General features: G+C 32.8%; 9 protein-coding genes. 3 read left to right on the top strand and 6 right to left on the bottom strand.

The window, feature by feature from the left end; translation table 11 throughout:
* Positions 1–524: 524 nt before the first annotated feature.
* Positions 525–1,925 carry an MFS transporter gene (locus tag ACF91D_RS02875; protein WP_039067481.1) on the bottom strand — a complete coding sequence of 467 codons (1,401 nt, stop codon included), beginning with the start codon at positions 1,923–1,925 and terminating at the stop codon, positions 525–527.
* Between the two features lie 294 nt (positions 1,926–2,219).
* On the opposite strand from ACF91D_RS02875, the gene ACF91D_RS02880 reads away from it, so the two are divergent.
* Positions 2,220–3,161, top strand: a complete 942-nt coding sequence (locus ACF91D_RS02880) for a nucleoside hydrolase (RefSeq protein WP_107548864.1) — start codon at positions 2,220–2,222, stop codon at positions 3,159–3,161.
* A 49-nt stretch (positions 3,162–3,210) separates the two neighbouring features.
* On the opposite strand, the gene ACF91D_RS02885 is transcribed toward ACF91D_RS02880, so the two are convergent.
* From ACF91D_RS02885 to ACF91D_RS02895, 3 genes are all read right to left on the bottom strand, one after another.
* Positions 3,211–4,350 carry a CapA family protein gene (locus ACF91D_RS02885; protein WP_069793194.1) on the bottom strand — a complete coding sequence of 380 codons (1,140 nt, stop codon included), beginning with the start codon at positions 4,348–4,350 and terminating at the stop codon, positions 3,211–3,213.
* A 345-nt stretch (positions 4,351–4,695) separates the two neighbouring features.
* Complete coding sequence (locus ACF91D_RS02890) at positions 4,696–5,322, bottom strand: nitroreductase family protein (protein WP_039067484.1); 627 nt, start codon at positions 5,320–5,322, stop codon at positions 4,696–4,698.
* A 248-nt stretch (positions 5,323–5,570) separates the two neighbouring features.
* Positions 5,571–5,960, bottom strand: coding sequence for a GNAT family N-acetyltransferase (locus ACF91D_RS02895; RefSeq protein ID WP_259338808.1), 390 nt, complete (start codon positions 5,958–5,960; stop codon positions 5,571–5,573).
* A gap of 521 nt (positions 5,961–6,481) precedes the next feature.
* Here ACF91D_RS02895 and ACF91D_RS02900 point away from each other — a divergent pair.
* Positions 6,482–8,644, top strand: coding sequence for a bifunctional glycosyltransferase/CDP-glycerol:glycerophosphate glycerophosphotransferase (locus tag ACF91D_RS02900; RefSeq protein WP_101094069.1), 2,163 nt, complete (start codon positions 6,482–6,484; stop codon positions 8,642–8,644).
* A gap of 460 nt (positions 8,645–9,104) precedes the next feature.
* On the opposite strand, the gene betA is transcribed toward ACF91D_RS02900, so the two are convergent.
* Positions 9,105–10,787 (bottom strand): choline dehydrogenase, encoded by a 1,683-nt coding sequence (gene betA, locus ACF91D_RS02905; protein ID WP_327620998.1) that lies wholly within the window; start codon positions 10,785–10,787, stop codon positions 9,105–9,107.
* Between the two features lie 67 nt (positions 10,788–10,854).
* The gene (betB, locus tag ACF91D_RS02910; protein ID WP_327620999.1) at positions 10,855–12,348 is read right to left on the bottom strand and encodes a betaine-aldehyde dehydrogenase; all 1,494 of its coding nucleotides are present in this window, start codon (positions 12,346–12,348) and stop codon (positions 10,855–10,857) included.
* Positions 12,349–12,545: 197 nt separating this feature from the next.
* On the opposite strand from betB, the gene cudC reads away from it, so the two are divergent.
* On the top strand, positions 12,546–13,106 hold the full coding sequence (cudC, locus tag ACF91D_RS02915; RefSeq protein ID WP_039067491.1) for a choline uptake/conversion transcriptional regulator CudC: 561 nt from the start codon (positions 12,546–12,548) through the stop codon (positions 13,104–13,106).
* Positions 13,107–13,195: the final 89 nt, after the last annotated feature.

Consider the following 13,195-nt stretch of genomic DNA (forward strand, 5'->3'; position numbering starts at 1 on the left):
TATACACGGTCTTGTATATTTCGTTATTATACTCTGATTAAAATTCAAGTCAAATCAACATTTCAACTGCCAAACTATGTATGTTTTGGTATTTTTATACAAAATAGAGATAACTACTGTATGATAGTTTTGTACAATTAATACGCTTTGACCTCACGATACAAACAACGTGAAGGCTTATTTTTTAATGTTACTCATTTATTCATTTAAAGTATAAATACAAATAAATTCTAAAAAGTAGCAAATGTTACTTGAAGCCTATAACCTCAGTGTTTAAAGCATTTTATATTACTTTAAAAAACAAATTTAATATCACATTTACTTTTAATGTGTATAAATACAAAATAAAAGCAGTATTTACAATTTATTCTCAAAATACCTTGTAAATACTGCTTTTTTTATAATGTCACACAAATATAAAAATTAAATAAATCACATTACAATCAAGCATAATCTTTCAGCTATATTACATTCCTCTATAAAAAGAGCTGCTATTTGTGTAAAATAACAACTCTTAGCTATACTTAGTTTTTATGCTTTTCTTCTTCTTCCCACCAAAGTGCGTCCTTAGGATTTTTCACAACATCTTCAAAGTCCGCCTGTGTCTCAACGTTTGGATAAGAACCTCTAAGTGATTTATTAGATGTAGATTTGAACATCGTTATAAAAATAATAAGTCCAACCACATTGATAAACATTAGATAATATGAAGGTGCAATTTGTTGTCCTGTAGTTTCTACTAATGTAGAAAGGATAAATGGTGTTAAACCACCAAATACCGCAGCACCAATATTATATACAAGTGATAAAGTACGTAATCTGACTTTCGTATGGAACATACTTGGTAAAACTGAAGGCATTACACCTTCAAATGTAGACATGAATAATGCAATAATAAACAAGCCTAATAATACGAATGGAATCATTGGTATACTCATTAACCAAAAAGCAAGTACGGAAAATAAACTAAACCCTGCTAATCCAAATATTATTGTGCGTTTATTACCGACCTTATCACTATACCAACCGAAGAAAAACACTGCAGGTATCATCATTAACATTGTTATAGTACTTAATATAGAACCCATCGTTCCACCTAAGTTAATAGTTGAGTTAAGGAAAGATGGCATATAAGATAACACCATGTAGTTTGCGACATTTAAGAATGCAACACCAGTGAAGCAAACGACAACGTCTCTCCAGTAATATTTGAATATATCTAAATAAGAATATTCTAATTCTTCTTTTTCCTCTAATGTAGATTCATAAGCCGGACTTTCATCCAATCTTGAACGTAAAATAATTCCCACAATACCTAATGGTGCAGCAAGAATAAATGGAATTCTCCAACCCCAATCTGCCATTTGTTGATCACTTAGTAATGAATACATCAAGCCTGCTAAAATCGCCGCCATTATATTACCAGCAAGTGTACCAATTTCTAAACCGCTTCCCAATTTACCACGAGTCTTATCAGGCGCTGTTTCAGCAATATAAGTCATTGCGCCTGCATATTCCCCACCTGTCGAAAACGATTGAATCATACGAACTACTAGCAATAGAATCGGTGCCCATATACCAATTTGTTCTTGTGTTGGTAATAAGCCCAGCATCAGTGTGGATGCTGCCATAAGTAGTATTGTTGTCGACAGTACAATTTTCCGTCCATATTTATCCCCTAAATGACTGAAAAATATACCACCGATAGGCCTAACAATAAATGCAAAAGCAAATACAGCAAACGTAGATACTATTTGCATTTCTTGCGGTAAATTGCCAAAGAAATTTGCGCTTAGAATGACTGCTAATTGTGCATATAAACCAAAGTCAAACCATTCAATGGCATTACCAATACTTGTAGCGACCACGCCTTTTTTAGCTTGATCCGAATCTACTCTGTTAACTTTTTCCTTTTTAAACTTCACAAATAAAAACACCCCTTAATTTGTTTCCATCTAATATAACATAACCTCTATATCATTTTATAAACAATTAAAATTCGAATAATAGTCGTTTTAAATCCTCAAAAAATATCCAAAATTTAAATGTATAGAGCATTTTATAACAGTTATATTTAATGTGAGTGACTAAGTTAAATTAGCATTTCAAGTTATACAATAACTTATATTTGTGATAAGAACTCACTTCCTAGCTTATAACTAGGCCTGTTAAATTTTGTTATAATAAGAGCATCAACAACATATGGAGGCGTATTTAAAATGAAACAAATTTACTTTAACCATGATGGTGGCGTAGATGACTTAATTTCCTTATTTCTTCTATTACATATGGACGATATCAAACTTGTTGGTGTCAGTGCCATTGGTGCAGATAGTTATATTGAGCCCGCAGTAAGTGCCTCTCAAAAAATTATAAATCGTTTTTCTGAACATCCTATTCACATAGCCGCTTCAAAAGAACGTGGAAAGAATCCATTTCCAAAAGATTGGCGTATGCACGCTTTCTTTATGGATGCGTTGCCTATATTAAACGAGCCTACAAACGGTCAATCTAATATACTTGAATCTGAAGCTTATCAAGATATAATTGAAAAAATTCAAGGTAGTCCCGAAAAAGTCACTTTACTCTTTACTGGACCACTGACTGATTTAGCTAAAGCAATTGCTGTAGATGCTACTATTGTTCAAAATATCGAACGATTAGTATGGATGGGCGGGACATTTTTAGAAAAAGGTAATGTAGAAGAACCTGAGCACGATGGCACTGCAGAATGGAATGCATTTTGGGATCCAGAGGCTGTAAAAACAGTTTTTGATACAGATATTATAATAGATATGGTTGCTTTAGAGAGTACCAATCAAGTACCTATGACATGGGATGTTAGACAGGGATGGGCAAATGAACGTCATTATCCAGGGGTAGATTTCTTAGGTGTAAGTTATGCTGCCGTTCCACCATTAACTCATTTTCAAACAAATTCAACTTATTTCCTTTGGGATGTCCTAACTACATCTTATGTTGGCATGCCTAATCTGGTTCATAAGCATAACTTAAATGTATCTGTGTATACAGAAGGTCCTAGCCAAGGTAAAACTTATGTCGATGATTTACATGGTAGACCAATTTCAGTAATCGATCATGTTGAGCATGATAATTTCTTTAAATATATTACGGATTTAGCTAAAAAAGTTACTAAGTAATAGACGAAAAACCCTGAACCATAATTTAATGGCTCAGGGTTTTATATGTTTAATAACTACTGTCATCTAGATACCGATCACCTATGACTTTTTTCGTAATAGCTTCCAATTTGTCTTTGGTCATTTCATTCTTTGGTTTTGAATTCAGGGCATGCTTTTTAGCTTTATTATTACTATAATCATCCAGTGCATACATTTTGAAATTTTGTCTAGTATTACTATCAAGCGGATTCGCAATGTCATAATGTGTTACTAATGACTTCCATTTTACATCTTTGATTGTTATACCTTTAGGTTGTTTTTCAATATTAAACTGAAGATTGCCCCCTAGCGCATTACTTTCATTACCAGTAGATTGGCCATTCAAGAAATTTCCCAGGGAATAAGCAACCAATGTTTGATGATTATTGTCGCCCTTCACCCATTGGATTGGCTGAATCACGTGAGGATGTGTGCCGATTACTACATCGACACCTGCATCAGCAAAAACCTTGGCATATTTTTTCTGTTGTGCATTAGGCTCGTGTTTGCCTTCATTACCCCAATGTGCCGATACCATAACCATATCACTTTGTTCTTTAGCTTTTGCTACATCTTTTTTGATTTGTTCCTCATTAAAGTAGTTAATTTGATATTTATTTTCCGGTTTAATATCATTCGTTCCATATGTATAACTTAGCATTGCGATTTTAATACCATTTTTGTTAAATGTGGGAATCGTATCTCTGTCCTTTTGAGATTTAAATGTGCCTGTATAAAAAACATGCTTAAAATGTTCCCACAACTCAATCTCATTTAATAATCCATCAGTACCTTGATCTAGAGCATGATTATTAGCACCATTAACTACATTGAAGCCTGTGTTCATAACATCTTCTGCAATATCACTAGGTGTATTGAACTGCTTAAAACCAGAAAGCCCTTTTTCATCTCCACCAATTGGTGATTCTTGATTTATATAGGCAATATCCGCAGCTTGTATTTCTTTCTGTAACGATTCATACATAGGTTCAAAATTAAAATCACCATTGCTTTGTAAAGCATCACGATATACAACTGGATGTATTAAATTATCACCCACTGCATAAAAAGATGCTTTTTGAGTTAAATTCCTTTGATCTGACAAACAAAATATACATAACGTTAAAAAAAGTGAAATCAATAAAATTAATAGTATACGATACTTCATCTTGTTTGACTCCCTCTCATCAAAAATTTTGTTATACATACGCTTACATTAATTATTAGTATAGTTTTTCTTGTAATACAGTTCAATAATAAACAAAAATTTTACATTTTATTATATAAAAAAGGTGAGTATATGAAATCATCTTTAACATAATGATGTCATACACTCACCCATAGCATGATATAAGGTTGACGAATAGCCAAAAATCTTAAAACAAGTACTTTTAAATATTAGCCAACTTATAAAATTGCACACGTCTTTAGTATCTAATATTTTTTGATGATGCTATTTTCAAATATAACTAAATAAATGATTTAAATGCCAGTAATATAGCCGAACTATTGGCTAAACATATTGCGTTACAGTTTCAGTAGGTAATCTATATGAATCATGAGCTGGGTTCTTTGCTTTCCCAACAGCAACAATCAATACCGGTACATAACGTTCTGCATCAATATCGAACGCATCAGCTATTTGATCACTTTCAAATCCACCAATTGGATTTGTATCATAACCATGCGCTTTCGCAACTAACATAAATTGCATTGCAGCTAAACTACTATCGATTTTAACGATATCATTCATTTGCGCTTTAGGAGCACTATCATAAAGTGCTACCACTTTATCTAACATTTCATCTTTCACTTCTTCAGGCATAAAACCGTGTTTTACAGCATTACCATAAATTTCTTCGCCGTAAGTTTGGCTTTGCATATCACCAAAAATAACTACCATTGCTGAGGATGTGTCATTTTGACGTGTGTTGAAACGAATTAGTGGACGTAATTTGTCTTTACCTTCCTCACTTTCTACTATTAGAAAACGCCAAGGTTGCATATTAACAGAGGATGGGGCTTTCGTTGCTTTTTGAATCATTTCGTCCATTTCTTCTCTAGGGATTTTAAATTGCTCGTCAAACACTTTCACTGATTTTCTATTGTTTAAAATATCTTCAAAATTATTATTTGTCATTCTTTTCTACTCCTTAATTATTTTTAACAAAATCAAATTATACTCAATTTGACCACTTTTACAAATCTTTTGTTTATTAATATTTTTCATAATACAACAAAACATTTTAAAACCTTATTACAATCAGTGTTTATATGTATAAATTTTTTCATAAAGAGATGACGTGCTTCTAAATAATCATTTATTTTCCCAACTCAATTTAAAACTATTTTTATTTAAAAAATACACAAATTTTTGAATAATTATATCTAGATATCAATAGACATTGTAATAGTTTTTTCTCGAAATCCTATTTTTTCATATAATTGTTTCGCCACGTTTTCTGCATATACGTTAAGCCTTACTTCATTGACGCTATGTTTTTTAAAGTAATCATTAACAAAATGAATTAATTTCTCAGCTATACCTTGTTTTCTATAATCTTCGAATACATATAATTCATAAATAAAACCGTATTCCTTCTGTTCAAAAGTATCTATTTTTTTATCAATAAGGACAAAACCTTGTACAACTTCACCTTCACCATAAACAAAATACGATGCGCCTTCTTCTTGTAATTGCTTAGACATCGTACGCATTAAAGCATCACTCAAATTAAAATCCACAGTTACTGATTCTTTAAATACTTCTGGTATCACTTGATTAATCACTTCTAATTCTTGAGCATTCGCTTTTCTAATAGATATAATATCTCACTCCTCAATTATTTATAATATTTCTTTCTCATATTCTAGCTTTAATTAATACCTCTTCACACTAAAAATATTTATTTTTTCATAAAAAATGAGAATTCTCTCTAATGTATGCGTTTGATATATTTTAAATTTTAATTACACACTATATTATTTGTAAATTTATAGTAAAATATATTAGTAGCATCCTTTAAAAAATAAATAATCGAAAAAAGCACTGAAATTATTCATAATTTTTTTGTATAAGTATCAAACCTCGTTTGTTTTTATTTATGCTTTTAAGTCATGCTACAATATGTACTTTAGGTTCAATTGCCAAAAAATACCTATACTTTAATTCTTAGAGCATTATTTTACAAAATCAGTCTTTCTACCAATATATTAATAGTTGATATTTACGATTGAAATTTGTTAATATTTTACCTTGTATAAAAATATAGAGAAAATTTAAAAAAAGAGGGAACATAATGAAGTCCATTTCAGTCATAGTGACTTATTACAACTCAGAAGATTATATCGAAAGATGTTTGAGTAGTCTTAAAAAACAAAGATTCCAAGATTTTGAACTCATTTTAGTTAATGATGGTTCAACTGATAATTCTAAAGAAATTGCGACAGCAACTACTAAAGAATGGGATATCCCCATTAAAGTAATAGATTTACCACATAATACTGGCCATGCACATGCTAGAAACATTGGCCTTAAAGAAGTTGAATCACCTTACTTCATTTTTATTGATTCGGATGATTACCTAGCTTCTTATGCTTTATCATTTTATATGAAGAAATTGAATAGTTTTGATGCTTTAATTGCGCCTATTCATTCTTTTACTTTAGATATTCCTCAATACGTCGATCAAAATTTAGTACGTACAGAATATTTAAATACAAAAACAAAATCAAACCAATTTTTACGTAAACAAACGGTTTGTAATATTGTTTTCAAAACGGCAATCGCACGTGGACACAATCTACAATTTAACGAAGATTTAAATATCTTTGTTGATTGGTCATTTATATTAGAATTCATTAAATATGCTAATGATTTTGTTCGTATCAGCCAATTTCCTTTCTATATTAAAGGAGAAATCTACGATCCATTTTTAAAACCAGCATTATCCCAACAAGACTTTGGCATTATATTTAACGATTATGTCTATAGTTTTTCAGATTCTGTTAAACGTGCGCCACTAAAAGCAAACAAAGTGTTTATTAAAAATAAAATGAAAAATTTATTCAAACGTTCTTTTGAACCATCATTAAGAAAATTACCTGAACGTTACGAAAACAATAGTGAATTACTTCCAAAAGTTACGCGTGAATTACTACCTACAATATTTAAAAATGAAAAACCATTATTTATGATTGAATCATTAATGCTGATGTTGAATAAACGTAATTCTGCTTTTAAAGTGAACCAGTTCAGAAAGCAAGCACGTTTAGTTAAAAATATTGTTTTACGTAGAAAAAATAAACATCGTGCGCTGTATCAATTAACAGATAGCGAAGATAAAGTAAAAAGCAATAGAATTGTATTCGAAGCCTTCGCCGGTAAAAATTATAGTGATAGCCCTAAATATATTTATGAATATATGATGAAACATCACCCAAATTATGAATTTATATGGGTCTTCAAAAGCCCTTCTAAAGTTCACTTACCTGGTCCAGCTAAAAAAGTAAAAAAAGGTTCTAAAGAGTATTATGATGCTTATTCAACAGCTAAGTATTGGGTAACTAACGCAAGATTACCTTTATACTTAAATAAAAAACCTAACCAAGTCTATATTCAAAATTGGCATGGAACACCTTTGAAACGTCTAGCAAATGATATGAAAGTAATTCGTATGCCTGGTACGACCACTGATAATTACAAACGTAATTTCAGAGAAGAAACAAGTCGCTGGGATTATCTTGTTTCACCTAATGCTTATTCGTCCAAAATATTCGAAACTGCTTTTTGGATGAATCCAGAACAAATTCTTGAAATTGGCTATCCAAGAAATGACGTATTGGTGAATCACGCAAATGATAAAGGATACATTCAACAAATTAAAGAAAATCTAAACTTACCTGCAGATAAGAAAGTTATTATGTATGCACCAACGTGGAGAGATGATGAGTTCGTCAAAAAAGGTAAGTATCTATTCAACTTACAAATTGATCTAGATAACCTACAAGCACAATTAGGTGATGAATATGTTGTATTACTAAGAATGCATTACCTCATTTCTAATGCATTAGATTTACGTGGTTATGAAGATTTTGCAATTGATGTATCAAACTATAGTGATATCTCTGAATTGTATTTAATTTCAGATTGCCTAATCACTGATTACTCTTCTGTAATGTTTGATTATGGTGTACTTAAAAGACCACAATTCTTCTTTGCTTATGACTTAGATAAGTACGGTAAAGATTTACGCGGATTCTATCTTGATTATCACAAAGACCTACCTGGTCCTATCCATCAAGATGCTTACCAGTTAACAGAAGATCTAAAAAACTTAGATCAAGTCGCTATAGATTATAAGGATAAAATCGATAAATTCTATAATGAGTTCTGCTCATTAGAAAAAGGTGAAGGCTCTAAAGCAATTGCAGATTTAATTACAGGTAAAAAGCATAATTAATTTACCTTAGTGTATTATAGCAATCTAACTTTAATTACAGCTCATTTCATTAGGGCTTAATTAAGCTATGCTAGTGCCATGCATAAGTCACACCTTAAACAAAGAAAGAGCCCGGACAGTCCGGGCTCTTTCTTGTATATAAATTACTTGATTATAGTTTTTATAGTTAACAGCAAACCTTTACTACGTGTAACCAAATCATCTATCATTCAATAAATGATATCTTAGGAATGGGACAGAAATCTGTTTAAGCAAATTAGATTTCGTCATCGCTACCCGCCAAAGATGACTAGCATTGATAGGTATAAAAGGTTAGCTGAGTTGAAGTTATTGCATAAAACCGTTAACTTAATAAATTTAGAAATGACTTTTTAGAGAAGCGGGTTTAATGATTAAGGCTGAGACAATTAAAATTTGTCCCAGCCACAAAATCATCTATATTAAACTAAGTATCTGGTATTTATTTAACTGTACCAGCGTTTTTATCATGTACACCGTGACGATAGAAATCAATGTATTCTGGTTCTAATGGTTTTTTACCACGAATAATATCAGAAGCTTTTTCTGCCATCATTAGTACCGGTGAATGGATATTACCGTTTGTCGTACGTGGCATTACTGAAGCATCTACCACACGTAAATTTTCCATGCCATGAACTTTGAATGTTTCTGGATCTACAACTGACATTTCATCAGAAGCAGGCCCCATTCTACAACTACATGATGGATGTAAAGCAGTCTCGCCATCACGTTTAACCCATTCTATAATCTCTTCATCTGTTTGTACTTCAGGCCCCGGTGAAATCTCTCCACCATTAAAAGGATCTAATGCTTTTTGTTTCAAGATATTTCTTGCCACTTTAATCGCTTCAACCCATTCGCGTTTATCTTCTTCTGTAGATAAATAGTTGAATACAAATTCTGGTTTTTCAAATGGATCTTTTGATTTAATCTTCAAGTGACCACGAGAATTTGAGTACATAGGGCCGACGTGTACTTGATAACCATGCGCAGCTGGTGCTTTTGTACCATCGTATCTTACTGCGATTGGCAAGAAGTGGAACATTAAGTTTGGATAATCTACTTCATCGTTAGAACGAACGAAGCCACCACCTTCAAAATGGTTTGATGCAGCTGCACCTTTACGTCCTAAAATCCATTGTAAACCAATAAATGGCATCTTCAATTTATTTAAACTTGGTTGCATTGATACTGGCTGCTTACATGCATGTTGCACATAAACTTCTAGATGGTCTTCAAAGTTTTCACCAACACCCGGTAAGTGAATACGAGGTTCAATACCTAATGAACGTAAGTGTTCAGAATCACCTATACCTGACAATTGTAATAATTGTGGTGAGTTAATTGCACCACCAGATAAGATAACTTCTTTCGCGTTAACTGTATGCTTTTTACCATTCTTCTTAAATGTTACTCCTGTAACTTTATTACCTTCGAAGTTTAATTTCGTAACAAAAGCACGTGTTTGTACTTCTAAGTTTTTACGTTTCATCGCTGGATGTAAATATGCTCTTGAAGCTGATACACGACGACCATTATGTACTTGACTGTCAAATGGACCAAAGCCTTCTTGACGGAAACCATTTACATCTGGTGTTTTATTGTAACCTGCTTCAACGCCAGCATTGAAAAATGCTTGGAATAATGGATTATCAGCTGGACCACGTCTTAACTTGATTGGACCGTGATGCCCTCGATAAGGGTCGTCTTTCGTAGAACCAAATGTTGTTTCTAGTCGTTTGAAATATGGTAAACAATGCGCATAATCCCATGAATCCATACCTTCAGGTTTGGCCCATTTTTCATAATCCATTGGGTTCCCTCTTTGATAAATCATACCATTAATTGAACTTGAACCGCCTAAAACTTTACCACGTGCATGGCCAACTTTACGGCCTCCCATATGTGGTTCTGGCGTTGTTTCATAAATCCAATCATATAATTTATTACCAGCTGGATACATTAAAGCTGCTGGCATTTGTATTAATAAGTCCCATGGATAATCACTACGCCCCGCTTCTAATACAAGTACATTATTTGATACGTCCTCACTTAAACGGCCGCCTAGTACTGAACCAGCGCTACCGCCACCTATGATGATATAATCATATGATTCTTTCATAGTTATACTGCCTCCTGAATCTATTAAATGTTATTTAGCCTTCTTTATTTATATATTTATAATTTAGTTATGCTTTACCGAACCAATTGACTGGTTCTGGATTGGTATTACGTAAAATATGCTTTTCTTCTTGATATTCAGCTAATCCTGCTTTACCAAGCTCTCTACCAATACCTGATTGTTTATATCCGCCCCATGGTGCTTGTGCGAAATATGGATGGAAATCGTTAATCCAAACGGTACCCATTTTTAATTTATTTGCTACGCGTTCTGCTTTTCCAACATCATTTGTAAACACGCCACCTGCTAATCCGTAAATTGAATCGTTAGCAAGCTCGATTGCTTCTACTTCAGTTGTGAAACTTTCAACCGTTACAACAGGTCCAAACACTTCTTCTTGTACAATACGCATTGACGTATCACAATCCGTAATAACTGTTGGTTCAAAGAAGAAACCAGATTGTAAATCTTCACGTTCAGGGCGTTTCCCACCAATTGCAATCGTTGCATTCTCAGATTTAGCAACTTCCATATAGTTTTCAATTTTTTCACGGTGCTCGGCTGAGATGACTGGTCCCATTTCTGTATCTTCGTCAAAACCGTTACCTAATTTAATATTTTTTATTCTTTCTATAAGTGCTGCTTCAAATTTTTCTTTAATATCGTTTTGCACGATAATTCTTGCTCCTGCAGAACAAACTTGACCTGCATGGAAAAATCCACCATTCAATGCTTGATCTACTGCTAAATCAAAATCAGCATCATCAAATATAATATTTGGATTTTTACCGCCTAATTCTAAAGCAATATTTGTTACATGATCTGCCGCATTTTTCATAATGTGTTTACCTGTTTGAATACCACCAGTAAATGATACTAGGTCCACTTCTTTATGTGATGATAAGGGCTCGCCTACTTCTGAACCTTTACCTAGTACAAGGTTAATAACACCTTGTGGGAAGCCAACTTCTTCCATCAATTCAAATACACGAATAGTAGTTAATGGAGTAATTTCACTCGGCTTCATAACTAATGAACATCCTGAAGCTAATGCAGGTGCTATTTTCCAAGATGCTTGAAGTAAAGGGTAATTCCATGGCGTGATTTGCGTAACAACACCAACTGGTTCTTTTATGACTTTACTTTCTGTATTTGGGATCGGTGAATCTATGATTTCACCACCATCTTTGTCTGCTAGTCCAGCAAAGAAATTAAATACATTAGCAATATCGTCCATATCAGCATAAGATTCTTCTAACGTTTTACCAGTGTCTAACGTTTCAAGTTTAGCTAATTCTTCACGATGTTTAACGATTAAGTCAGAGATTGCTCTCACTTTCTTACCACGATTTTCACTTGTTTCGTTAGCCCATTCGCCATCTTCAAATGCGCGTCTAGCTGCCAATATTGCACGCTCGCTATCATCGGCTGTTCCTTCTGCAACTTCAAAAATCACTTCTTGATTATATGGATTAATAATTTTTCTTGTTTCTTTATTTGAGCTTTCAACCCACTCACCATCAATAAATTGACGGCGAGATAAATTTTTTACAAGTTCCATTAAAATTACCTCCGTTAAGTTTGTTAAATTTTTATTTAACGAATTTTATAGAGTTTATGTTAGCATAGTAGTTGAAAGGGTGTCAAACGAGTTCAAATATTACACACTCATTTTCAATTATGATCTGGTATCTATAATTCTTAGATCAATTGACCTTTTTAACTTGAACTTAAAAAATTTAATCGGAGGTGTACACATTGGTACATTCTAATAACCCTGAAAATCAATTAGACGAAGCCAAAGACATTGTTATCAATGCAATTGGTGAGACAATGGATTTATATGGCATCAATAGAAGTGTCGGAAATTTATTCGGAACTATGCTTTTCGAAGATAGTATGACGTTGGACGCAATGCGCGAACAATTACAAATGAGTAAGCCGAGTATGAGTGCTGGCGTTAAAAGACTCCAAGAATTTGATATCGTAAAACAACAATTTACACGTGGAAGTAGAAAACAGCATTTCATAGCTGAAAAAGATTTCTTTAATTTCTTCAGAAATTTTTTCACTCGAAAATGGAGGAGAGAAATTGTCATTAACGCTGAAGCAGTTCATGATTCAGTTGCAATGTTAGATAAAATCATTAATGATAAAAACGTTGATGAAGCTACTAAGAGTGAAGCAGTTGAAACTAAACAGCAACTCGTTGATACATTGCCCTATTATGAATGGTTAGATCAATTAAGTGATGCGCTTGAAAGTGGCGAAATCTTTAAATACTTCCCCATACCAGAGGAAACGCACAGAGAAGACTAAGTTTTCGGATTTATAATAATAAAGATCACATTACTTATTCTGTTAATGATTCACCTTCATTCTTGCTCAATATATTTATTTTAAGCTCG

The organism is Staphylococcus sp. 231237_7MaSpsaltlick, from assembly GCF_043107035.1.